A 25,244-nucleotide genomic window follows, 5' to 3' on the forward strand; every position below is an offset into this window, starting at 1 on the left:
CGTTCACTACATTACGAAATAAAGGAGTTACAACATGTTGAATCTGAATCAACCAGCAATAGGAAAAGCTAATGGAAAAATCATTCTAATGGGTGAACACTCTGTTGTTTATGGAGAACCGGCCATAGCCATTCCCTTTCCTGCAACACATATCCATGCGACGATAACGCCTATTGAAGGGCCTATCCAATTAGACTGTGTCTATTATCAAGGAGACTTAGCTTCAGCTCCTCAACATTTAGAAAATCTGATAGCTGTTGTCGAATCAACAGTTAATGAATTGAAACAAGAATTGACTAATTTTAAATTGACCATCGAAAGTACCATTCCGGTTGAAAGAGGAATGGGGTCCAGTGCTGCAGTAGCCATCGCAACAGTTCGTGCGATATTTGCTTATTTTTCAGTCCCTCTTACAGATGATAAACTTTTGAGGTTAGCCAATATCTCAGAAACAATCGCTCATGGAAATCCGAGCGGCTTAGATGCTGCAATGACAAGCGGTAGACACCCGCTTTATTATATAAAGGGAAAACCTTTCGTTCCTTTTAAAGTATCTCTATCTGCCTATTTAATTGTTGCCGACACAGGTTTAAAAGGCCAAACTAGAGATGCTGTTGCTAGTATTGCTCAATTAAATAAAGAGAATACCCAAACAACAATGATTGCTATCCATGGCTTAGGCGACTTGGCACGACAAGCAAAATTTGCAATTGAATCTGCTAATCCTGTAACATTAGGGTTAGTCATGAATGACGCTCACGAAACACTTTCATCTTTAGGTGTAAGCAACGAACGATTGAACCATTTAGTGCGAACGGCAAGAACTAACGGAGCATTAGGCGCAAAACTTACGGGTGGCGGACGCGGAGGCTGTATGATTGCTTTAGCAGCCGATAAAGATACAGCTGCACGTATTTCAAATGCTTTAGTAGATGCTGGTGCTGTAAACACATGGACACACCAATTAGGAGATGAATAAGTTGAGTAATGCAAGAAAAGTACGTGCCTATACAAATATTGCTTTAATTAAATACTGGGGAAAGCGCGATGATGCTCTTATTTTACCTACGAGCAGTAGCCTTTCTCTCACTTTAGATGCTTTTTATACTGAAACTTCGGTGTCTTTTGATGAATCTACTGAAAAAGATACGTTTTACTTAAATGATACTCTTCAAGGTGAAGCTGCTACTCAGAAAGTTAGTCGCTTTTTAAATTTGTTTAGAGAAACTGCCGATGTAACTACTCCTGCAATCATTAAAAGCACCAATTATGTACCTACAGCGGCAGGTCTGGCTTCTTCTGCTTCTGGAATGGCTGCTCTAGCTGGAGCTGCTAATTTAGCAACTGGCTTAAATCTGTCTCCTCAAGAACTTTCTATTTTCGCAAGACAAGGTTCTGGTTCAGCAACTCGTAGTATTTATGGTGGTTTTGTTGAATGGCAAAAAGGGACCTCTTCACTGGATTCTTATGCTGTAAAAATTGACGATGCTGCTTGGGATATTGGTATGCTTGTGGTGGTAGTAAATAAAAAACAAAAAGAACTCTCTAGTCGTGAAGGCATGAAACAAACCGTTGCAACGTCTCCTTTTTATTCAGGATGGGTCGAAAGTACCGCACTTGATCTTGTGAATATCAAGAACGCTATCCGGAAACAAGACTTTGAACAAGTTGGCGAGATCACAGAAAGCAATGGCATGAAAATGCATGGTACTATGTTAGGAGCTAACCCGCCAATTTCTTATTGGGAACCCGATAGCGTTGTAGCTATGCAACTCGTAAGGCACTTACGTAAGCAAGGAATTCCTTGTTACTTCACAATGGATGCCGGCCCAAATGTTAAAGTACTTTGCCGTTTATCTGATAGCCAAAAAATAAAAATGGCTTTTTTAAATTACTTTAGCGAAGAACAATTGATTATCTCTGGTCCTGGAAGTGACTTAAAAGAAGTTACACTCTAACAGATTGAAAAAAACAGTGTTCATTACTTAGGAGGAATTACAGTATGATTGAAGCTTCTGCACCTGGTAAGTTATATATCGCGGGAGAATACGCCGTTGTTGAACCAGGTCATCCAGCTATCTTAGTAGCTGTAGATCAATTTATTACCGTATCACTTGAACAATCGGAACGCGTAGGAAGCATTACCTCTTTTCAATATGGAAATCTTCCTATTTTATGGAAACGAGAAAATGATCGTTTAGTACTTGATAAACGTGAGAATCCTTTTCACTATATTTTAGCCGCTATCCGTTTGACCGAAGAATACGCAAAGGAACAAGGAAAAGAATTATCCTTTTATCACTTAACCGTTGATAGTGAGTTAGACAGTTCACAAGGTAAAAAATACGGCTTAGGTTCAAGTGCAGCTGTTACCGTTGCAACTGTTCAAGCATTGTGTCTTTTTTATGGCATTGAAGACAGCAAAAACGTTATTTTCAAATTAGCAGCTCTAGCTCATTTATCTGTTAAAAGTAACGGTTCCTGTGGGGATGTTGCTGCCAGCGTTTATGGCGGATGGTTAGCCTTTACAACTTTTGATCCTAAATGGGTATTGGAACAAAAAGAACACAACACAGTAAAAGAATTGATCGAAATGGAATGGCCTCATTTATCATTTACGCCGCTAACTCCTCCAAAAGATTTACGTTTGGTTATTGGATGGACTGGTTCGCCGGCTTCTACTTCTCACTTAGTGGATGAAGTAACCAACAAACGCAGCCAAGATGCGATTGCATATGAGACTTTTTTAAAAGAAAGCAAACACTGTGTTAACGCGATGATAGATGCTTTTCAAGAAGGAAATGTAAATGAGATTCAACGTCAAATAAGAAAAAACCGACAACTTCTGCTTCAAATGAGCCAAGACACCTCTGTCACGATTGAAACACCTGCTTTGACTAAATTGTGCGCAATGGCAGAAGAGTTTAAAGGAGCTGCTAAATCATCAGGTGCTGGTGGCGGAGATTGTGGAATTGTTATTTTCAATCGAAAAGAAGGCTTATTGTCACTGATTACAAATTGGGAAAAAGAAGGAATCATAAATCTTCCATTACACGTATTCAAAAAATCGGATCAGTAATACCCCCTTTCTTATGGATAAAAAATTTTGGAGGAGCACATTATGAAACCTACGAATAACCGAAAAAATGAACATGTTTCATTAGCCGAAAAATTTGCTAAAGAGACACGCAAATCAGATTTTGATTCTTTCCGTTTTGTTCACCATTCTTTTCCTGAAATGAGCGTAGCTGATGCCTCTCTCTCTACTTCCTTTGCAGGAATAGAAATGGCGTCCCCTTTCTATATTAATGCGATGACCGGTGGAAGTGCCTGGACAAAAAAGGTAAACGAAAAATTAGCTTTGATTGCCCGCGAAACTGGCATCGCTATGGCAACAGGTTCGATCAGTGCGGCTCTTAAAGATCCTTCTGTTAAAGACAGTTACACCATTGTCCGAGAAGTTAATCCAAATGGGATCGTCTTTGCTAACTTAGGTACAGGTCAAACACTTGAAAATGCTAAGAAGGCTGTTGACTTAATTCAAGCGAATGCACTTCAGATTCATGTAAACTCACCACAAGAAATTGTTATGCCAGAAGGCGATCGTGATTTTTCCAATTGGTTAACAGAATTAGAAAACATTGTTCACCATTTAGCTGTACCTGTCATCGTTAAAGAAGTCGGTTTCGGAATGAGCCGAGAAACTATCCAGCAATTGACTTCAATCGGTGTAAAAACTGTTGATATTAGTGGACAAGGTGGAACAAATTTTGCCCAGATTGAAAACTATCGCCGAACTACCGAGAAATTCGATTATTTAGAAGACTGGGGACAATCAACCGTTATTTCTTTAGTAGAAGCTCAGCCGTTTATCAATCAAATAGAACTTTTGGCTTCAGGCGGTATACGCAACCCCTTAGACATCGTTAAATCCTTATCTCTGGGAGCAAAAGGTGTTGGTATTTCAGGTCTATTCTTGCATATGGCTTTAAGAGATGGTGTAGAGGCTACTATTCTAGAAGTAAATGCCTGGAAGAATCAAATCGCATCAATCATGACTCTACTTGGGAAAAAATCGATTAAAGATTTAAGTCAAGCTGATATTATCTTGCTTGGAGAAGTAAAAGATTGGTGTGATCTTCGCAAGATCGATGCTTCTATCTTTGCTAATCGCTCTTCACAACAGCACTGATTCTTCTAATGCAATACAAAAAAGGTCAGCCAGTGAATTCACTGGTTGACCTTTTTTGTATTTCTGTTTCTTACGCTTCTTTATTTTTTAACATGATCCACTTTTGTGTATCTTTAAAACCCAAGTGTTGATACAATCGGCCGACATCCGGATCAGAATAAAATAAACAAGCCGTTTTATTCTTCAGGTCGCAATAATTCACTAAGGCAGATACTACAGCTGTTGCGTATCCCTGTTTACGGTAACTCTCAATCGTACCAACAGCTAATATCATACCTGAAAGCTTTGTTTCAATGGCAATTCTACCAGAGGAAATAATTTTACCATTTTCATCTTTGATCACTTGGATTCCACTCGTGTTTAAATCCAAGTCATTTGCAATTTCTTCAATTGTTTGTTCGTGCTTCATACCCGTTTCTTTTAGAGAATCAATATATGATTGAATATCTTCTTTATTTAAGGGAGCAACTTGTTGAAGAAGCGGGCTTACCATTTCCAGTTCTTTACACTCAGCCAAACAAGTTTCTTCTTTTTCATAATCTATGAACTCTTCTTCATATTGAGCAATAACTTCCTCACTGCCAGAGATATACATAGGATTCAAACTTTGAATCAAAGGTAAGAAAGTATCGAATCCTTCAAAATCTTTCCCATGAATCGGCATAATATTTTCTTTGTAACGCACTAAAACACCAATAATGTCATCCTTACTGTTGACGTAAGTCCATACATCTACATCAAAATGCTCAACTCCATATGTTTCAATATCGCCAATAGCAAATAAATTTACACTTGGATCCTGATAGAGAAAATTCAATACATCTTCTCGCTTACTTTCATCACATTTATAAATCATTTTCGTTCTTCCTCTCCAATAACGGCCTTAGTCCTTTAAGTATACTTTTTCAACAAAATAATTGTAGCATTTTGCACTTCATTTGAATATTTATTCTTTCTCATTTTTAAAACAGATACACCAGTAAAGTAATAGCGCTAATCCCTAATACCATAGACCATAAAAGATTTTTTGTTTTATAGGCCACAAAAAAAACAATTACAGAAGGAATCAGTTTTATGTTATTAATTGGATCAACATTAAATTGGCCTTCCCAAAAGAAAATATCCGAAAATATTAAAGCTGCAAATATGGACACAGGAATAAATGACATCCATTTTGAAATTTTATCCGGTATGGAACGATTGCTTAAAACAAGCATGGGCAATACTCGTGGGATATATGTAACGATTGCCATACCTAGGATTAGCTGTAGTTGCTGACTAGTCATAATCTATCCCCTCATTTCCTATGCTTACTTTTTTGTTCGTTATTAAGTATTCATCAGCCAAATAACCGATAAAAGAGGCCAAGATTGCCGCAATTACTAGTGCAATCGTATGTTGTAAAAGAATCGTAAAAACAACAGCCAATACTCCGGCTGTTAAACCCACAAAAATGTACAGTTTAGACACAAATTGACTGACCAGTAAACTGATAAACATAGCGATTAAAACATAATTTATGATTGTTGTATCAATCACCCAAGCACTTCCAACAATTGCACCAATAAAAGTACTGAAAGACCATGTGAGGTAATTTAAGATATTGATCGATAAAGCTTTATTTGCAGTCCATTCATGATTTTTAAATTGATTGTAGTTAATAGCAAATGACTCATCCGCTAGAGTGTGACTGAAAAAAAGAGTGAATGGTAGCGATGGTTTTTTAATAAAACCAGACATACTGGAGCTCATCAATAAATGACGTAAATTTAAAAAGAATGTCATGGTAATAATTGCTGGAATTGAAGCTCCCATACTCACCATTGAAGCCGCCATAAATTGAGCTGCTCCTCCAAAAACGAGTAAACTCATTGCTAAAATAGTGACCGCGTTGAATCCTGCATCATATAAAACCATACCACCGGCTAACCCCAATGGCACATAACTGATCATGACTGGATAAATCACTTTTAATCCATCCATCCAATCTTGTTTTTTCATTTTTCAATCCCTCCTAACGAACGTGTAACAGCTAGTATATCACATTGTCATGTTTTTTTAGTAGAACTTCTTCTTAATTAGCACTACGAAAAAGTTGGTTTAATTTAATTAGATTGTAACTCTTTCCCACTTTTGATAATGTAAACCTATTGAATGATATGGGAAAGGAGTCAGTATGCATGTTAAAAAGAATAGTCATTGGATCTTTCTTTGTTAGTATTGCTTATTTTTTAGTGTACTTTTTTGTACCAGCACTTAAAAATGCTGTTTATAGTGGAGGATTTTGGGCTATATTGCACGCTTTAATGGGTGTCATCTTAGTCGTTGGTATTTTTAGTATTATCCTTTATGTTCTTTACTATTTATTTTCGGATCCTCATAAAAAATAAAAAAAGCGTGTTGAGAAAAATCTCAACACGCTTTTTTTATTTGTTAATTTAAGATAACTTCATGAATCAAAGGAATGGGTGTAGCTGAATCAGCTATTGTGATACCTTCCCAGATTTTTTGTTCTACGTCTGGAACTTCTTCTTGATTTGTGTGAATCGTCAGTAACGCTTCACCTTTTTTAACAGCGTCGCCTACTTTTTTATGCAAGACAATACCTACAGCTAAATCAATTTCGCTTTCTTTTGTTGCTCGTCCAGCACCTAACATCATTGCTGCAATTCCCAACTCATCCGCTATAATTTCTGAAACGAATCCGTCTCTATTTGCTAAAACATCAATTTGGAAATCTGATTTTGGCAATAACTCTGGATTATCAATAACGCTCGTGTCTCCGCCTTGAGAAGCAATAAACGTTTTAAATTTTTCAAGTGCTTTACCATTGCTAATGGATTCTTCTAATAAAGATCTTGCTTCATCTAAATCTTTTCCTATGCCAGCCAAGTGAACCATTTGACTTCCTAATGTTAAACACAAGTCCATTAAATCAGCAGGTCCTTTACCATTTAAAGCGTCAATTGCTTCTTTAACTTCTAAAGCATTCCCGATTGCAAAACCTAGTGGCTGACTCATATCAGAAATGACGGCCATTGTATTACGTCCAACGCGGTTTCCGATTTGAACCATAGCGTGAGCTAACAATCTAGCATCCTCTGTTGTCTTCATGAAGGCTCCAGCACCTGTTTTCACATCTAATACGATAGCATCTGCTCCAGCTGCTATTTTTTTACTCATAATCGAACTTGCAATCAATGGAATAGATTCAACTGTGCTTGTTACGTCTCTTAGAGCGTACAATTTTTTATCTGCTGGCGTTAAGTTACCGGATTGCCCGATTACAGCTACTTTATTTTCATTTACTAATTCAATAAATTTCTCTTGAGTCAATTCTACGTTAAATCCTGGAATGGCTTCTAATTTATCAATTGTCCCACCTGTGTGACCAAGACCGCGACCGCTCATCTTAGCCATTGGAATACCTAAACTTGCTACTAGAGGCGCTAAAACAAGCGTTGTGGTATCGCCTACTCCACCTGTCGAGTGTTTGTCTACCTTCACACCTTTAATGGCTGACAGATCAATTTCTTCGCCAGAATGAACAATACTCATCGTTAGATCACTTTTCTCGCGATCATCCATATTTTTAAAGTAAATTGCCATCAACATTGCACTCATTTGGTACTCTGGAATGTTACCTTCTGTATATTCTTCGATCATGGTATTGATTTCTTCAGTAGTTAAAGCATTTCCATGTTGTTTTTTTGTAATCAAATCGACCATTCTCATTTAGCTGATACCCCTTTATTTAAATTGATTCATTTATCTTACCACAATCTTAAAAAAAACGTTTTCACCATTTATACATTCTAACAATTTCCTCATCAATCGCCAATCTTTTAGCCATAGTGACGTTCTGAATCTTCGTTTATTTTAACGTGCCTCAATAATTTCTAAACCTGATTCACGCCCTACAATGATGGTGTTCACACGATCAAGAAACAGTCCATGTTCCATAACTCCTGTTAACCCGTCTAACCATAAAGCTAATGACTGAGGATTTTCTATCTTAGCCATATGTAAATCAATGATATAATGTCCGCCATCTGTTAGATAGTTCTCGTCAGTCTCACTTTTTCTCATCGACGGTTGGAATCCTTTTTCATCAAATAAACGCATCAATTGCTGACTTCCATAAGGCAATACTTCTATTGGCAAGGGAAATGCACCCAATGTTTCGACCATCTTACTTTCATCAACGATCCATATCACTTTTTTTGAATAGTCAGCAACAATTTTTTCGAATAGAAGAGCTCCTCCTCCGCCTTTTACTCCTTGGTAATGAGCGTCAATCTCGTCAGCACCATCAATCGTTACATCTACTTTTTCAACTTCATCAATTGTTTTCAGTGGAATACCTAACTGTTCAGCTTGTTCTTTTGTACGAGTGGACGTTGTTACTCCAGTAATTGTTAATCCCTCTTTAACACGCTTTCCAAGAGCTTCAACCATATAATAAGCCGTTGATCCTGTTCCTAATCCAACAACCATACCTTCTGTTACATATTCTGCTGCCTTTTCCCCAACTAATTGCTTTAAATTCATACTTTTGATCCTCCTGATGCATACTTTTATTCAGTATTAGTATAGCATAACGCTTACTCTATAGAGTATTAACAAATAAAAATAATCCATAAAAAGAATTTTTTATTTGTTAATGAAACAGTCAATTTTAGTTTCAAAATGGACAACTCTTCGAGAATTCATGCTTTATTTGTCCATTAAACAGTAAAACCCACTGAAGAGGTTGTGCCTTCAGTGGGTTTTTGTGTAGGTTTTACGGAGCTAAGCAGGACACTCCGCATCCTTCTAGTTGAGCTGCGTTCGACAGGCTCTCGGAAAAAACAGAATCTCTGCGAGGATGAGACATCCTCTACTAAATTCTTTGTTTTTCTTTCGAGCCTAAACGTCGAACTCCGCATCCTTTAGTTGAGCTGCGAAACCCAGACACTTTGTAAAAAAGATAAATCACGCCGAAGATGGAACATCCTCTTTGTGATTTCCTGTTTTTACTGCGTGTCTTTCAGTGTCACTTCGCATCCTTATTTTCTGTGCATTTTGAATTCTAGGAAGTAGTCGTTGTAGATGCCGATGTATTCGGAGCCTAAGTCTTCGTAGACTTCTAGGTTTTTCATAGTTTCTTCATTTGGATAAAATTGTTCATCTTCTGTTATTTCAGCGGGCAATAACTCCTTAGCTTCTTCGTTGGGTGTTGAGTAGCCTACGTATTCAGCATTTTGCGCTGCATTTTCTGGTTCTAGCATAAAGTTGATAAATGCATATGCGGCATCAAAGTTTTTAGCCGTTTTTGGAATAACAAAATTATCAAACCATAAGTTTGAGCCTTCGCTTGGAATGACGTAGTGAAGATTTTCATTTTCCCATAACATTTCAGATGCCTCTCCAGAAAAAGTAACGGCTACTGAAGCTTCTTCTTGAATCATATACATTTTGATTTCATCTGCAACAATAGCTTTTACGTTAGGCGTCAAACTGCCTAATTTTTCAGCTGCTGCAGCTAGTTGGTTATCATCTTTTGAATTTAGAGAATGTCCTTCACTGTCTAATGATAAACCAATAATTTCACGCGCTCCATCAATCAACATGACTTTATTTTTTAAAGCTGGGTTCCATAAGTCGTCCCAATGTTGAATGACATCTTCATCCACAAATTTATCATTGTAGATGATTCCTAATGTCCCCCAAAAATAAGGAATAGAATATTGATTATCTGGGTCAAAGGGTTGATCCAAAAATTGAGCATCAATATGATTGAGTCCTTTAATTTTTGACTGATCTAGTTCAATCAATAAATTTTCATCAATCATTCTTTCAATCATATATTCACTAGGAACGGCTAAATCATAATTCGTTCCACCTTGTTCTATTTTTGTGTACATTGCTTCGTTAGAATCGAAGGTTTCATAGGTTACTCTATAACCTGTTTCTTCTTCAAATTTAGTAATCAATTCTGGATCGATGTAATCTCCCCAGTTATATAAATTCAAACTATTTTCTCCTGTGATTCCTTGTGCCTTTTCTAATTGATCTGCACCAAGGTACAAGCCCCCACAAACTATTAGAATCACTAAAACCATGAATAGTAATTTTCTCATCGCATGCCCACCGCCTCAGCATGTTGTCTTTTTTTGCTCTTTTGTTTTTTTGTCAAATTGTGCTGTTGGATAAAGTAATAACCAACCACTAGAATCAATGCAAAGACAAACATTAAAGCACTTAAAGCATTGATTTCCAAACTCACTCCTTGTCGAGCTCTAGAGTAAATCTCTACAGCTAAGGTTGTGAACCCATTTCCTGTGACAAAAAACGTTACCGCAAAATCATCTAGCGAGTAAGTAAATGCCATAAAATAGCCTGCTAAAATACCTGGAGTAATACTGGGAAGAATTACTTTTGTCAGTACTTGCCAAGTATTTGCGCCTAAATCTCGTGCTGCTTTAATCATCGTGTCATTCATTTCTTGTAACTTTGGCAACACCATTAACACGACAATCGGGATACTAAAAGCAACATGTGATAACAGTACCGATGTAAACCCTAAACGAAATCCGATGAAAGTAAACAAAATCAAAAAACTTGCTCCAATAATTACGTCAGGGGAAACCAACAAAATGTTATTGAAGCTTAGTACAGTATTTCTTGTTTTTCTTTTTTTCAAAAAGTAAATTCCAATTGCTCCAAATGTTCCAATAGTCGTTGCTAATAATGAAGACAGCAACGCGATGAGGAGCGTATCTAAAACGATACCGATCAATCGTGTATCTTCAAATACTGAGATATAATTATCTAATGTAAAACCTGTAAAACTATTCATAGTTCCGCCGTCATTAAACGAGTAAAAGATTAAGAAGGCAATCGGTGCATACAAAACGATAAATACAAAAATCAAGTAGAGGTTGGACCATTTGAATCGCTTTTTTTTCATTTACGAACTGCCCCTTTCTTTTTCTTTTCTCCCGTAAAGAGCATGATAAGAATCATTGCAATAATCAATACGACACCAATTGTCGAACCCATACCCCAGTTTTGAGTAACTAAAAAATGTTGCTCAATAGCTGTTCCTAAAGTGATCACTCGGTTCCCACCGATTAAACGTGTCAACATGAAGAGGGATAAAGAAGGAATAAAGACTGCTTGAACGCCACTTTTAACACCATTTAGGGTTAAAGGAAACACTACTCTTCTAAACGTTTCAAAACTATTTGCACCTAAATCACGGCTTGCTCTAATAAAAGAAGGATTCATTTCTTCAAGTGCATTGAATATAGGCAAAATCATAAATGGAATTTCGATATACGTCGCAACCGCTAAGAAACTGAAATCTGTAAATAGTAACTGCTGTCTTCCTATTCCGACAAAAGAAAGGAAATCGTTAACTGTACCATTTGCACTAAAAATACCGATAAACGCATAGGCTTTTAACAGCAAATTGATCCAAGTTGGTAAAATAATCAATAATAGCCACAATTGTTTGTGCTTTGTTTTACTCAAAAAATACGCAGTTGGATAACTTATTAGCAAAGTAAACAATGTAATGAGGAATGCATACCAAAATGAGTTCAAAGTCATTCTAAGATATGTACCTGATTGAAAATATGTTTGATAATTCCCTAAGGTAAATTGCCCCTCAACAGTAAAAAATGATTGATACACTATTAAGAGTAAAGGAGCAACAACAAATAAGAGCAACCAAAAAGTGTACGGTATAAAATAAAACACATTTGTTTTTTTCGTCATTATTCTCCTCCTATTCTTCTTCGTAACTTTCAAGACGTGCATCAAAGTCTTGTTCTGTTTCATTAAATCGCATAACGTGGATATCTTCCGGTTCAAAATACAAGCCTACTTCATTTCCCACGACTGCTTTTTTAGTCGAATGTACCATCCATTCGTTATTTTCGCGGTCATAACCTATAATTTCATAATGCACACCACGGAATAATTGTGTGTCCACTTTAACGGTTAACTTCCCTTTTTCTACTGTAGTTAAGGCTAAATCTTCTGGACGCAAAACGATTTCAACTTTTTCATTCGGTTTCATCCCTGCATCTACACATTCAAAATTATGGCCAACAAAAGAAACCTCATAGTCTTGAACCATTGTGCCTTTAACAATATTACTCTCTCCGATAAAATCTGCAACATAACGATTGATTGGTTCATCGTAAATATCTACTGGAGTACCGCTTTGAATAATTTCACCATTTTTCATAACAAATATTTCATCACTCATTGCTAATGCTTCTTCTTGATCATGAGTCACAAACACAAATGTGATACCCAAACGTTGTTGCAATTCGCGCAGTTCATATTGCATTTCTGTTCTCAATTTTAAATCAAGTGCGGATAAAGGCTCATCTAATAACAAAACTTCTGGTTCATTTACTAATGCACGTGCAATAGCGACACGTTGACGTTGTCCACCAGACATTTCACTGATTGCACGGTCTTCATAACCCGATAACTGAACCATCTTCAACACGTCTTCTACTTTACCTTTAATAATTTTTTTATCTAATTTTTTGATTCTTAAGCCAAAAGCTACATTTTCAAAAACATTCATATGTGGAAATAAAGCGTAGTCTTGAAAAACTGTATTTACTTTACGTTTATTAGCAGGAACATCATTTACTTTTTCTCCATCCAATGTAATCGTACCTTCTGATGTCTCCGTGAAACCAGCAATTAAATTTAAAATGGTTGTTTTTCCACATCCGGATGGTCCAAGCAATGTATAAAATTTTCCTTGTTCAATTTCAAAATTGATATTTTTTAAAACGGGTTCATCATCATCGTATTGTTTTTTTACATTCTCAAATGTAATAATTGCACTATTTGTCATTTATTTTTCTCCCTTATAATGAATTTTTACTTTCTTACCAGATAGCTATCAAACAACTTAGTGGAAGGATTTATTAAAGATAAGAATTTGTAACTACTAACAACAATAAACTCTCACCGTTGAATTGATTCGTCATTTGATGGTTTTGAGTAGCATGAAAATAAATTGATTCGCCTTTTTTAGCAAAATACCTCTTTAATCCAATTTCAATACAAATTTCGCCTTCTAAAACATAGCCAAATGTTTCGGATAATGAAGGACTAAATTCTTTAAATTGACCTTTTTCAGCAAATTTAAGAAAAACAGGTTCCATTTCATTTTCATTGGATTCTGGTACAAGCCACTTTATTTCATACCCTTTTTCATCATCTTCATAGACGGTCATCTCATCATTTGTATAAACCACTCGTTGTTCCTCTTGTTTTTCGTCGAAGAAATCTTTTGGACTACATCCCAAAACTTCTAAAATATCAAAAAAAACTTCCATCGATGGCACACTTAAATCTCTTTCAACTTGAGAAATATATCCTTTACTCAAATTAGTGCGTTCTGCTAACTCTTCTTGTGTTAGATTTTTTTGAATTCTTAAATTTTTAATTCGATTCCCAATTTCCATAAAAACTCTCCTTCGAATTCACTTGTTTACCACAAGTAAACTACAACTCACTAAAGTTTACTGTCAGCAAGGTTAATGTTTACCATAGCCTTTTATATTATAAGTTTTTTCAAATAAAATGCAATAAAAAAATCGCAATCCATATAAACAGGTTACGATTTTTTTGATAGTCCTTTATTTATAAAACATTTTTTGTTTCAAGATGACTTACTATTAATAATTCTTCGCCAATAATCCGAACTTCTGGTACAAGTTTAATGTTATTTTTCTCAAAAATAACTTGTTGAATGTGGTCGATCAGTTCAATGTAATCTGTAGCAGTTGCATGATTGATGTTCACAATAAAACCTGCATGTTTCATTGAAATCTGTGCTCCACCCCATATTTTCCCTTGCAAACCAGCTTCTTGAATCAATTTACCAGTAAAATAACCGGCCGGTCGTTTAAAGACACTGCCGCATGAAGGATATTCCAAAGGCTGTTTGGATTCTCTTAAAAAAGTTAATTCTTCCATTCTAATTTTTATATCCCTTGAATGACCTTTTTTTAATTGAAAAACAACTTCCAAGACAATATCTTGTATTTCTTGAATCCGACTGTGGCGGTAGCTAAATTCCAACTCTTGATTATCAAATGTCTTTAATTCTCCCTCGCGGGTCAATACTGTAACAGATTCAATGACTTCACTCACTTCGCCATCATAGGCTCCTGCGTTCATATAGACTGCTCCACCAATACTACCAGGAATACCACATGCAAATTCTAATCCGGTCAATTCAGCTTCATAAGCTGCATAAGAAGTATCAATTAAACGGGCTCCACTTTGGACAATGATTTTTTTATTTTCAATTTTGATCTGCTTCATTTCTGTTAATATCATGACAACGCCACGGATGCCGCCATCTTTAACAATAAGATTACTTGCATTGCCAAGAACAGTTAATGGTAAATTTTCTTTTTTTACCCAGTTAACAACTTCCTTAACTTCTTCTGTCGTTTTTGGAAAAACTAAAATATCTGCTGGTCCACCGGTTTTAGTGTAGGTGTAAAGTGACAATGGCTCATTTTCTTTTATAATCAAATTAGGGAAGTCTTTCTTAAATTCTTCGATTAACATAATATTTAATACCCTTTCGTCTGAGTGGAGCCTATTGCTCTACTTTTTAATGGATTTAACAACTCTCTTTATCTCAAAAAAATTCCATCATTATCCCTAGTTTAACATGCAATCTTTCTTTTTTGTAGTTTAGATTCGCTTTAAACTAAAGATTTAGTAGTTTTTTAACATAACTTTCGTTTTAAAAAAATAGAACTGAGACAAGTGTCCCAATCCTATATAAACTCAAGTTACTTCAATTTGTTTAAATAATCGTAGCGTTCAAATATTTCTGATTCTGCTATTCCTACAAGAACCGTTCCCTCTTCGATACGATAGTCTGGGCTAAATGAAACATCCATCCGTTTTTGAGCTGTTTTTCTGACTCCAATAATATTAATTTCATATTTTTGTCGCAAGTCTAATTCATCGAATGTTTTACCGATCCAACGAATTGGCGGTCTGAATTCAATAACTGCGTAATCTTCATCTAAATCAACAATATCAGTAATGTGTTTTCTTAACACATTTTTTGCTACGCGAGTTCCAGCTTCTTTTTCAGGCCGAATAACTTTTGTTGCTCCAATTTCATAAAGCACTTCCATAAATGATTTGTTTTTCGCTTTTGCAATAATAGAAGCTACACCTAATTTTTTACAATTCATAATCGCTAAAACGCTGGATTCCAAACTTGTACCTGTTGCCACTACCACTACATCACAATTATCTAAACCAATACTACGTAAAAAATTTAAATCTGTGATATTTCCTTGTACAGCTTGGGTTACATAAGGTTCAATGCGTTCAACATTATCTATGTCTCTATCAACCGCAATGACATCACAATCAAATTCATTTAATTCTTTTGCAATGGATGACCCAAAGATTCCAAGTCCCAATACACCTATTGTTTTTATTGCCATTTTTATTTCTCCTAACCAATTAAAATTGTTGTCTTTGCATATTGTTGGTCTTTGGTCAGTTTACTTTTCCGACTCAAACTCAATAAAATCGTAATGGGTCCAATTCTGCCAACAAACATTAAGACCATTAATACGATATGACTAATATAAGACAATTCTGGCGTTAAATTCACACTAACCCCTACTGTTGCCAATGCAGATACAGCTTCAAACAGTAAGTATAAAAATGGCTGATCTTCAACTAACATAAGGACACTTATACCCGCAAATAAAAATAGAATAAAAGTTGCAACAATAACAATTGCGCGACGAATAATTTCTATAGGAATCGTGTGGTGAGCATAATTGACATGTTTTTGTCCTTTGATCTCACTAATGATCAATAAAGCCATTAAAGCAAATGTTGTGGTTTTAATTCCACCAGCAGCTCCACCGGGAGAACCACCAATAAACATTGTACCAATAAAAAATAACAAAGAAAAAGGTTTGATCAATTCATAATCAAGTGTAGCAAACCCAGCTGTTCTCATTGTGACGGTTTGAAAAAAAGAAGCTAAGACTTTTTCTCCAAATGTGAATGTTCCAATAGAGTTTGGATTATTCCATTCAACCGCAAGGAATACCAATGTTCCTATTACAATTAGCGCTAAAGTCATATTGATTGCTAATCGAGTATGGATTTTCAACATACGATAGGTTCTTCGCCAACCACTTCTACACTTATTTTTTATAGTAGATTGGATATTGTGAGTAACATCAAACCAAACTGAGAAACCAATACCACCCAAAATAATCAACGTTGTGATCACTAAATTTATCAACGGATCGTGAACGTATTCTTGTAGGCTGTAAGCTCCTAGATTATCGAATCCTGCATTACAAAAGCTAGAAACTGCTAAAAATAATGAGACAAAAAGACCACTTGCTAACCCTAACTCAGGTACAAATCTAATGGCTAAGAGAAGCATTCCTGTTCCTTCGATAATAAATGTATATCTAAGTATTGAAGCTAAATAAGTTTTAAAGTCTCCCAGTTCACTATGATTGAGAGCTTCTTTAACAGCAATTGTATTCGAATACCGCATCTTCTTTCCCATTCTCGTAATTAAAGTTGCAAGTATTGTCATTAATCCCAACCCACCTATTTGCATAAGAATGATACAAATAATTTGGCCAAATAATGTATATGAAGTTGCAACTGGCAAGATAAAGAGACCAGTCACACATACCATTGAAACTGCTGCAAATAAATTATCAAAATACGTTGTTTCTGAAATTTCAAGATTGCTTATAGGTAGCGTTAATAAAAGCGACCCAATGAATATAACAAGTGCAAAAGTTAAAGCTATTTTAGCAGCCGGAGGTATACTCCTGAGCTTTTTAGAAAACATCTTATTCTCCTCTTTCTTTTTTCTCATACAAAAATGTATTATATTCTTATATATACAAAAGTAAAGCATTATTCTATTTATAAGAAAAAAAGATGTTAGAGTTCTGTTTTTTAGTTCATTCTTTGTTCATAACTGTCTACAATCAGTTGACATACATGGTGGCTTTCTAAAGAAGAATCCATACTTACAGGATTTTTATTATTTTGGAAACCGTCTATTGCTAGTCGAATTAATGGAGCAAAACCTCTTTTTTCAAGAGTTTGGTCCCAATCACCAAAGGGTATAATTTGCTTATATTCTGCAGTTTCGATTTCATAATCAGTTAAGTTAACTACTCGATGAGTTCCAGTTGGAGACTGAACTTCTACAGATTCGAAATTCGCGCCAGAGACATAATTCATTGTTGCGATACACTCGGAATGTTCTGTAGTAAGATGTAAAACACATGTTTTCAACTCACCATTTTCTTCTTTAATGCTAAAGTGTGTTTGTGTAACTGGTTCATCCAATAAAAATAAAGCGGTATCAACTACATGAATAAACAAATCATAAATCGCATATTTTACACTGCCTAAACTGTTTGGCTTTGTTTTTTGAACTAAAACCATATTTTTATTGGAAACTTCTTTAACTTTTTGAATCATCGGTGCGAATCGGCGATTGAAACCTGTAATCAATAAAATATCTTTTTCTTTTGCCAATTCCATTAACGCTTTTACTTCTTCAAGATTTTCGCTGATTGGTTTATCCACATAAACATGGATGCCTTTTTCGATACACTCTCTGATAAGCGCCTCATGAGTATGTGTGGCCGTATGTATAAACACAGCTTCAATGCCGCTGTTCAATAACTCATCTATTGAAGAATATAAATTTGATATCCGGTATTTTTTACCAATTTTAGCTAATTTTTCTTGATCCCGTGTAAATAAGTGCCATTCTATTTCAAAATCTAGCGCCATCATTACAGGTAAATAAGCTTTTTGAGAAATATTTCCTAAACCAATAATTCCAATTTTCATTATTCAGTCCCTCTTTTCTATTTTTCATTTCCATCTCATATCCTATCATATTTCAACTGAATTTACTCTTTTAAAATGCTCTACAGTTTACTAATTGTTTTACTTTTGTACAATAAAGATAACTTGTTACATTAGGAGGAATCTATTGATGAAATTTATTTCATGGAATGTTAATGGTTTAAGGGCCATTGTAAAAAAAGGATTTGTTGAAATTTTCGAAGAATTAGATGCGGATTTTTTTTGTTTACAGGAAACAAAGCTTCAAGAAGGACAAATTGAGCTGGAATTTCCAGGTTATTATGATTATTGGAATTATGCAGAAAAAAAAGGGTATTCTGGAACTGCTATCTTTACCAAACATAAACCATTGGATGTGGCTTATGGCATTGGGAAACCCGAACACGATCAAGAAGGACGAGTAATCACTTTAAACTACCCTAATTATTACGTAGTAACTTGTTATACGCCTAATTCTAAAAGTGAGCTGAAACGTTTAGACTATCGTATGCAATGGGAAGATGATTTCCAATTGTACTTAAAAACATTGGATTCCGAAAAACCAGTTATTCTCTGCGGCGATTTAAATGTTGCTCACGAGAACATCGATTTAAAAAACTGGAAAACGAATCAATTAAGTGCGGGATTTAGCAAAGAAGAGCGCTCAAAATTCTCTGCGTTATTAGATGTTGGATTCATTGATACTTTTCGTTATTTCTATCCTGATATGGAAGGAGCTTATACATGGTGGAATTATCGATTTAATGCCCGTAAGACAAATGCTGGCTGGCGAATTGATTATTTCTGTGTCTCTACTCGCCTACAGGAATATTTGCAAGAGGCTCGAATTTTAGATGGTATCGTTGGTTCAGATCATTGTCCTGTAGAATTAATTTTAAAAGAAACAATATAATTAATTTTTAGATGAAATAAATACTATTCATTTAAAAGAATTTTTTTGTTGCAAATTTTTTTTTAAAACTATATACTAATTAAGATGAAATCGATAGTTTTTCATAAGGGAGTAACTGGCAGCAACAGCTGTGGCAACGTCACCAACAAGTAGATTTGCAACAATCTTCTGGTGTTGTCTTAAATAGTGAGACTTATGCACATTGTTCTCTATAAGGACAATCCTGCATAAGTCTCTTTTTTTATCGATTTTACTGACCATTAATTAAAGGAGGATATTGAGCGTACAAAAACAAGCTTAGCTAATGATTCGTCTAGTTTTTTACAAGATCATTGCCAATCAACATAAAACTTGTTTGATGATAATGAATATGCTACTATTTTTGGCAACTGTACTATAATGAAATTATTTTTATTAGTTCTTCTTAACAACAGTTTCTACAGGCAACTCTGATTGTTTGTTAGCAAACCGTCTAATTTTTTTTACGAAAGGGTGTATCACTTGGAAAATTATCAAAAAGACCAAGAAACAATATTAAAAGAATTACAGACTTCACCAAAAGGCTTGCAAGATGCAGAAGTCAAAATACGTCAGGAACGCGATGGCTTAAATGAATTAAAACAAAAAACTAAAGATTCCGTTCTTAAATTATTTTTAGCAACTTTTAAAGACGCAATGGTTATCGTGCTATTAATAGTAGCCGTTATCCAAATGGCTTTAGGTTCAGTGGTTGAATCATTGATTATTTTTGCTGTTTTAATGATCAACTCTGTTATCAGTGTTATTCAAACGAAAAAAGCTGAAAGTTCACTTGATGCGTTGTCCAGTCTCTCTGCTCCTGAATCGAAAGTAATCCGTAATGGCGTTAAAGTAACCATTCCGGCAAAAGAACTTGTTGTAGGAGATATTGTTATTTTAGATGCTGGGGATTACGTTCCAGCGGATGGACGTTTATTAGAAGCAGGATCACTTCAAATCAATGAAGGAATGCTAACTGGTGAATCTGTTCCGGCAGACAAAAATATCGATGTTATTGAAAAAGAAGTACCTGTTGGAGATCGTTCAAACATGGTTCATAGCGGAACTTTAGTTACGTATGGTCGTGGTCTTGTGGTTGTTACAGGTACAGGTAATAACACTGAAATCGGTCAAGTTGCTAGCTTAATTGATAACGCAGTGGCTAAACAAACACCATTGCAAAGAAAATTAGACGACTTTAGTAAAAAATTAGGATTTGGTATTCTTATCCTTTCTATTATTATCTTTGCTATCCAAGCCGCTCGTATCTTCTTTGGTGGAGCAACAGATGTAAACACTGAATTGTTAAATGCATTTATGTTCGCAGTTGCAGTAGCCGTTGCTGCTATCCCTGAAGCATTACAATCTATCGTTACTATCGTTCTTTCTACTGGAACAAACAAAATGGCTAAGAAACATGCGATTATTCGTAAACTTCCAGCAGTTGAAACATTAGGTTCAACAAGTGTTATTTGTACAGACAAAACCGGTACATTGACTCAAAACAAAATGACTATCGTTGATTACTTTTTACCAAATGGACAAACTGGCGACTTCAATTCTACTCCTGATACATGGACGACTGATGAAGCTCGTTTAATGCAGATTGCTGTATTAGCAAATGATTCAAACATTAACGACCAAGGTCAAGAACTTGGTGACCCAACTGAAGTTGCTATGATTGCTTTCAGTAATAAAGTGAACAAACCTTATCATGAATTACGTAATGCTTACCCTAGATTAGCTGAGTTGCCTTTCGATTCAGATCGTAAGCTAATGTCTACTGTTCATGTCATTGACGGCGAAAATCTTATGTTAACTAAAGGTGGCCCCGATGTAGTCTTTAACCGCAGTTCAAAAATATTGATTGACGGAAAAGTCGTTCCTTTAACAGATGACAACCTGAAATCTTTAGCTGAACAAAATGAAGTCTTTTCAGATCGTGCTTTACGCGTATTGGCATTTGCTTATAAACCAGTTTCAGAAGGAGAAACGATTACCTTTGAAGACGAAAATGATTTGATCCTAGTTGGTTTAGTTGCTATGATTGATCCGCCTCGTGAAGCTGTTTATGGCGCTGTAGAACAAGCTAAAAAAGCTGGTATCAAAACAGTTATGATTACCGGTGACCACAAAACAACTGCACGTGCAATTGCTCGTGATATCGGAATCTCAGAACCAGACGACATTGCTTTGACTGGTCAAGAATTAGACGCTTTAAGTGAAGATGAGTTAAATGCTAAACTAGAAAAAATTTCAGTTTATGCTCGTGTTTCTCCAGAAAATAAAATCAGAATCGTTCGCGCTTGGCAAAATAAAGATAAGATCTCTGCGATGACTGGTGATGGTGTAAACGATGCACCTGCATTGAAACAAGCAGATATCGGAATCGCAATGGGTAGCGGAACTGACGTAGCTAAAGATGCTGCTGCAATGGTATTGACAGATGATAACTTTGTTTCAATCATTAGTGCCGTTGAAGTTGGTCGTAATGTATTTGATAACATCAAAAAAGCTGTTGCTTACCTATTTGCTGGTAACCTTGGTGCTATTATCGCAATCATTGTTGCGTTACTAATGAACTGGGTTAACCCATTCACTGCTTTACAATTATTGTTCATCAACTTAGTTAATGACTCTATTCCTGCTATTGCCTTAGGAATGGAAAAAGGCGAACCAAATGTTATGGAACGTAAACCTAGAGATCCGAACGAAGGCATCTTCGCAGGTGATACTTTAAGATCTGTTCTTTATCGTGGTGTGCTTATTGGTATCGCTGTTGTCATCTCACAATATATCGGATTAGGTTATTCAAATGAAATGAGTATTGCTATGGCCTTTACTACACTTATCCTGGCTCGTACGTTACAAACTTTCCCAGCACGTTCAAATACACAAACATCCATTGGAGCAGGTTTCTTCTCTAATATGTATGCTATATATGCTGTTTTATTCTGTTCTGTTTTATATGGTGTGACAGTTCTTCCAGGTGTTCGTTCAATCTTTAATATTCCAGATAATTTTGGATGGGAACAATGGGGAATTGCTGCAGGCTTAGCTTTAGTTGCCGTTATTCTAATGGAATTAGCTAAATTTCTCCCTCATAAAAAAGAAGCTTAAGACAACTAACTGAAAAAAGAAGAAAATCTTTTGTCTGCTGATAAAATTAGCAGCTAGAGATTTTCTTCTTTTTTACTGAAATTTATCGCTAGCAAAGTTCGGTTAAATCCTTTATACTATTAACCGAATGCTTGTTCGAGGAGGAAGAAACATGAACTTTGTTGCATTGGATTTTGAAACGGCTAGCCATCAACGTCATAGTGCTTGTTCAATCGCACTAACGGTTGTAAAAAATAGTCAAATCGTTGATCATTATTACTCTCTCATTAAACCTGAAACTGAATTTTTTTGGCGTAATGTTCAAATTCACGGCATTACCAAAGAAGATGTTCAAACTGCTCCATCTTTTCCAGAAGTTTGGGAAACTATAAAACCTTTCTTCAAAGAAAACAAACTGATCGTTGCTCATAATCTTCCATTTGATCGTGGTGTTTTACAAGGTTGTCTTGATTATTATCAATTGCAACAACCTCATTTCCAAACACTTTGCACGGTCCAATCGAGTCGGAAATTGATCACCGAAATTCCTAATCATAAATTGAACACAGTTTGTGACCATTTAGGAATCCGATTAGACAACCATCATAATGCACTCGAAGACAGCAATGCTTGTGCAGCTATTCTTCTGTATTTAGAAGATCATTTTGGAACAGATCCTTTAAAAAAACTTGTTAAGCATGTCTAGTTTCGATTAGGATTGATTTTTCTAAACACTTTACAACAAAAAAAACGACTTATTTTAAAAAATAAGTCGTTTTTTTTGCATTTCTATTAAGTGTTATTAGTTGAAATGCTCAAACGATTCCCGTACTTTTAATATACTAGCTATATTTTGAGATGATAGCAAAAATACTTTGGAGGAATTTACATGATAAAAAAACAAAAACAGTTTTTAGGAGCTGTCTTTATACTGATGTTAGGTTTATTCATAAATTTAGCAACCCCCCTTTCCGTTTCAGCAGAAAAAGGAACAGAAAGTGATCCATACATGATCACCACTGATGTCACCTATGCTCCATTTGAATTTAAAAACGCAGATGGGAATTATGTCGGTATTGACGTAGAAATTTTAGATGCTATTGCGCAAGACCAAGGATTCGCGTATGAATTACGACCATTGGCTTTTAGCGCAGGTTTACAGGCTTTGGAAAGTAACCAAGTTGATGGAATGATTGCTGCTATGAGCATCACAGATGAGCGTAAAGAGTCATTTGACTTTTCTGACCCTTATTTCGAAGCTGGTACAGTTATGGCTGTAGCAAAAAATAACGATGAAGTAACGTCATATGAAGACTTAGATGGAAAAACCGTTGCTGTTAAAGTGGGAACAACCGGAGCAGCATTTGTAGCTGAACTAAGTAAAGAATTTAATATTGACGTCAATCAATTTGAAGACTCGGCTACGATGTACGAAGATGTCGTTGCTGGTCATTCGGATGCCGTATTTGATGATTATCCTGTTATGGCTTATGCTGTTCAACAAGGTCTTCAACTTCAATTCCCACTTGATCCAGAAGCAGGTGATGTCTACGGATTTGCCGTTAATAAAGATCAAAATCCAGAATTGTTGGAAAAATTTAATGCTGGATTAGCTAATATCAAGGAAAATGGCATTCATGAAGAAATCACAACTAAGTATACGGGTGAAGACTCAGAAGCTGCTATAAGTAGTAACGGTTTCTTGGCCTTGATTCAAAATAATTACAAAGAATTATTGACCGGTCTTGGACGTACATTAGTATTGACTCTTATCTCCTTTGGCATTGCCTTAGTTGCCGGAGTTATTTTAGGGTTATTTAGTGCTACTTCAAATAAACTGTTGATTGGTATTTCTTCTATTTATGTAACGATTATGCGAGGCATTCCGTTGATTGTTCTAGCCTTTTTCGTTTACTTCTCGATTCCTCAATTTTTAAATATTCAATTATCAGCCTATGTAGCAGGTGTCATTACCTTAAGTCTTAACACGACGGCTTATATCTCTGAATTGGTTCGTGGAGGTATTCAAGCTGTAGCTGTAGGACAATTAGAAGCAGCAAGAAGTCTCGGTTTACCTTATCAAACGTCAATGCGGAAAATCATCTTACCACAAGCAATTAAAATAATGATTCCATCTTTTATTAATCAATTTGTTATTACCCTTAAAGATACTTCAATTCTTTCCGTTATCGGTATCGTTGAATTGACTCAAACCGGAAAAATTATTATTGCCCGGACCTACTCTTCTGGAAACATGTGGTTGATTATTGGAATTATGTATATTATTTTAATCACTATATTAACGAAACTATCAAACATGATGGAAAGGAAAATGTCAAATGACTAAAGTAAAAGTGGAACATTTAAAGAAAAGCTTTGGAAGTTTAGAAGTATTAAAAGACTTGAATGTTGAAGTCCAAGAAGGTGAAGTTGTTTGTATCATTGGTCCTTCAGGGTCTGGTAAAAGTACCTTTTTACGTTGTATGAATGCTTTGGAGGAAATTACGGGTGGGAAAGTCATTATTGATGATTTTGATCTCACTGATCCAAAGCAAGACATCAATAAAGTACGCGAAAATGTTGGAATGGTTTTTCAACAATTCAACTTGTTCCCACATTTAACGGTTCTAGAAAATATTACTTTAGCACCTAATGAACTCAAAAAAGGTTCCTCGGAAGACATAAAAAAACGTGCATTGGAACTATTGGAAACAGTTGGACTTTCTGAGAAAGCAAATGATTACCCTAAATCATTATCTGGTGGACAAAAACAACGTGTCGCGATTGCACGTGCTTTAGCAATGAATCCAGACCTTATGCTGTTTGATGAACCCACAAGTGCTCTTGATCCAGAAATGGTTGGTGACGTGTTGGAAGTCATGCAAAAACTGGCGGAGCAAGGTATGACTATGCTAGTCGTAACGCATGAAATGGGCTTCGCTAAAGAAGTTGCCGATCGCGTTATTTTCATGGATGGTGGATACATTGTTGAAGAAGGAACTCCAGAAGATGTTTTTGGTAATCCTCAACATGAACGGACAAAAAACTTTTTAGAGAAAGTATTGATCTAAAAAAAGAGAGTGTGACAAAAAGCTTTTAGAATAAATA

24 protein-coding genes are annotated in these 25,244 nt (G+C 35.6%); 10 read left to right on the plus strand and 14 right to left on the minus strand.

The features are described 5' to 3' along the window. Positions 1-34 precede the first annotated feature (34 nt). Genes mvk through fni form a run of 4 tightly spaced genes read left to right on the plus strand, consistent with a single transcriptional unit; the run spans position 35 to position 4,192 of the window. A complete protein-coding gene (gene mvk, locus ACKI3H_RS04765) occupies positions 35-979 on the plus strand; it encodes a mevalonate kinase (protein WP_407371128.1) in 945 nt (314 codons plus the stop codon). Beyond that, entirely contained in the window at positions 972-1,958 is a 987-nt protein-coding gene (gene mvaD, locus ACKI3H_RS04770; RefSeq protein WP_407371129.1) for a diphosphomevalonate decarboxylase, read from the plus strand. The genes mvk and mvaD overlap by 8 nt, the downstream gene beginning before the upstream one ends. Before the next feature lie 44 nt (positions 1,959-2,002). Further along, on the plus strand, positions 2,003-3,079 hold the full coding sequence (locus ACKI3H_RS04775; protein WP_407371130.1) for a phosphomevalonate kinase: 1,077 nt from the start codon (positions 2,003-2,005) through the stop codon (positions 3,077-3,079). Between the two features lie 42 nt (positions 3,080-3,121). Beyond that, entirely contained in the window at positions 3,122-4,192 is a 1,071-nt protein-coding gene (gene fni / locus ACKI3H_RS04780) for a type 2 isopentenyl-diphosphate Delta-isomerase (RefSeq protein WP_407371131.1), read from the plus strand. Between the two features lie 70 nt (positions 4,193-4,262). On the opposite strand, the gene ACKI3H_RS04785 is transcribed toward fni, so the two are convergent. The 3 genes from ACKI3H_RS04785 to ACKI3H_RS04795 all read right to left on the minus strand — a co-directional run bounded on the left by ACKI3H_RS04785 (position 4,263) and on the right by ACKI3H_RS04795 (position 6,193). Then, positions 4,263-5,048, minus strand: a complete 786-nt coding sequence (locus ACKI3H_RS04785) for a GNAT family N-acetyltransferase (protein ID WP_407371132.1) — start codon at positions 5,046-5,048, stop codon at positions 4,263-4,265. 106 nt (positions 5,049-5,154) lie between these two features. Next, positions 5,155-5,478, minus strand: coding sequence for an AzlD domain-containing protein (locus tag ACKI3H_RS04790; RefSeq protein WP_407371133.1), 324 nt, complete (start codon positions 5,476-5,478; stop codon positions 5,155-5,157). After that, positions 5,471-6,193: an AzlC family ABC transporter permease gene (locus ACKI3H_RS04795; protein ID WP_407371134.1), complete on the minus strand. Its 723-nt coding sequence runs from the start codon at positions 6,191-6,193 to the stop codon at positions 5,471-5,473. Before ACKI3H_RS04795 ends, ACKI3H_RS04790 begins: the two co-directional genes overlap by 8 nt. A 179-nt stretch (positions 6,194-6,372) precedes the next feature. Between ACKI3H_RS04795 and ACKI3H_RS04800 the strand changes: the two genes are divergently transcribed. Then, positions 6,373-6,582, plus strand: coding sequence for a pyrimidine-nucleoside phosphorylase (locus ACKI3H_RS04800; protein ID WP_407371135.1), 210 nt, complete (start codon positions 6,373-6,375; stop codon positions 6,580-6,582). Positions 6,583-6,625: 43 nt separating this feature from the next. On the opposite strand, the gene ACKI3H_RS04805 is transcribed toward ACKI3H_RS04800, so the two are convergent. The 11 genes from ACKI3H_RS04805 to ACKI3H_RS04855 all read right to left on the minus strand — a co-directional run bounded on the left by ACKI3H_RS04805 (position 6,626) and on the right by ACKI3H_RS04855 (position 18,109). Further along, entirely contained in the window at positions 6,626-7,927 is a 1,302-nt protein-coding gene (locus ACKI3H_RS04805) for a pyrimidine-nucleoside phosphorylase (protein WP_407371136.1), read from the minus strand. Positions 7,928-8,071: 144 nt separating this feature from the next. Continuing rightward, positions 8,072-8,743, minus strand: coding sequence for a ribose-5-phosphate isomerase RpiA (gene rpiA / locus ACKI3H_RS04810; RefSeq protein WP_407371137.1), 672 nt, complete (start codon positions 8,741-8,743; stop codon positions 8,072-8,074). Positions 8,744-9,240: 497 nt separating this feature from the next. Continuing rightward, positions 9,241-10,314, minus strand: a complete 1,074-nt coding sequence (locus tag ACKI3H_RS04815; protein ID WP_407371138.1) for an ABC transporter substrate-binding protein — start codon at positions 10,312-10,314, stop codon at positions 9,241-9,243. Then, positions 10,311-11,144 (minus strand): ABC transporter permease, encoded by an 834-nt coding sequence (locus tag ACKI3H_RS04820; protein WP_407371139.1) that lies wholly within the window; start codon positions 11,142-11,144, stop codon positions 10,311-10,313. The genes ACKI3H_RS04815 and ACKI3H_RS04820 overlap by 4 nt, the downstream gene beginning before the upstream one ends. Then, positions 11,141-11,956, minus strand: coding sequence for an ABC transporter permease (locus tag ACKI3H_RS04825; protein WP_407371140.1), 816 nt, complete (start codon positions 11,954-11,956; stop codon positions 11,141-11,143). Before ACKI3H_RS04825 ends, ACKI3H_RS04820 begins: the two co-directional genes overlap by 4 nt. Before the next feature lie 10 nt (positions 11,957-11,966). Then, positions 11,967-13,061, minus strand: a complete 1,095-nt coding sequence (locus ACKI3H_RS04830; protein WP_407371141.1) for an ABC transporter ATP-binding protein — start codon at positions 13,059-13,061, stop codon at positions 11,967-11,969. A 73-nt stretch (positions 13,062-13,134) separates the two neighbouring features. After that, positions 13,135-13,677 carry a helix-turn-helix domain-containing protein gene (locus tag ACKI3H_RS04835; RefSeq protein WP_407371142.1) on the minus strand — a complete coding sequence of 181 codons (543 nt, stop codon included), beginning with the start codon at positions 13,675-13,677 and terminating at the stop codon, positions 13,135-13,137. Between the two features lie 178 nt (positions 13,678-13,855). Next, positions 13,856-14,794, minus strand: a complete 939-nt coding sequence (gene murB, locus ACKI3H_RS04840; protein ID WP_407371143.1) for a UDP-N-acetylmuramate dehydrogenase — start codon at positions 14,792-14,794, stop codon at positions 13,856-13,858. 230 nt (positions 14,795-15,024) lie between these two features. Then, positions 15,025-15,696 carry a potassium channel family protein gene (locus ACKI3H_RS04845; RefSeq protein ID WP_407371144.1) on the minus strand — a complete coding sequence of 224 codons (672 nt, stop codon included), beginning with the start codon at positions 15,694-15,696 and terminating at the stop codon, positions 15,025-15,027. 11 nt (positions 15,697-15,707) lie between these two features. After that, on the minus strand, positions 15,708-17,087 hold the full coding sequence (locus tag ACKI3H_RS04850) for a TrkH family potassium uptake protein (protein ID WP_407371145.1): 1,380 nt from the start codon (positions 17,085-17,087) through the stop codon (positions 15,708-15,710). A 110-nt stretch (positions 17,088-17,197) separates the two neighbouring features. Further along, complete coding sequence (locus tag ACKI3H_RS04855) at positions 17,198-18,109, minus strand: Gfo/Idh/MocA family protein (RefSeq protein WP_407371146.1); 912 nt, start codon at positions 18,107-18,109, stop codon at positions 17,198-17,200. Between the two features lie 148 nt (positions 18,110-18,257). Here ACKI3H_RS04855 and ACKI3H_RS04860 point away from each other — a divergent pair, with 148 nt between their 5' ends. The 5 genes from ACKI3H_RS04860 to ACKI3H_RS04880 all read left to right on the plus strand — a co-directional run bounded on the left by ACKI3H_RS04860 (position 18,258) and on the right by ACKI3H_RS04880 (position 25,207). After that, a complete protein-coding gene (locus ACKI3H_RS04860) occupies positions 18,258-19,019 on the plus strand; it encodes an exodeoxyribonuclease III (RefSeq protein WP_407371147.1) in 762 nt (253 codons plus the stop codon). A 501-nt stretch (positions 19,020-19,520) separates the two neighbouring features. Beyond that, entirely contained in the window at positions 19,521-22,157 is a 2,637-nt protein-coding gene (locus ACKI3H_RS04865) for a cation-translocating P-type ATPase (protein WP_407371148.1), read from the plus strand. Between the two features lie 151 nt (positions 22,158-22,308). Beyond that, a complete protein-coding gene (locus tag ACKI3H_RS04870) occupies positions 22,309-22,842 on the plus strand; it encodes a 3'-5' exonuclease (protein ID WP_407371149.1) in 534 nt (177 codons plus the stop codon). 183 nt (positions 22,843-23,025) lie between these two features. Then, the gene (locus ACKI3H_RS04875; protein WP_407371150.1) at positions 23,026-24,483 is read left to right on the plus strand and encodes an amino acid ABC transporter substrate-binding protein/permease; all 1,458 of its coding nucleotides are present in this window, start codon (positions 23,026-23,028) and stop codon (positions 24,481-24,483) included. Then, entirely contained in the window at positions 24,476-25,207 is a 732-nt protein-coding gene (locus ACKI3H_RS04880; protein WP_407371151.1) for an amino acid ABC transporter ATP-binding protein, read from the plus strand. The genes ACKI3H_RS04875 and ACKI3H_RS04880 overlap by 8 nt, the downstream gene beginning before the upstream one ends. The last annotated feature ends 37 nt before the right edge of the window (positions 25,208-25,244 follow it).

This window comes from Carnobacterium sp., assembly GCF_045617425.1.
Taxonomy (GTDB): domain Bacteria; phylum Bacillota; class Bacilli; order Lactobacillales; family Carnobacteriaceae; genus Carnobacterium_B.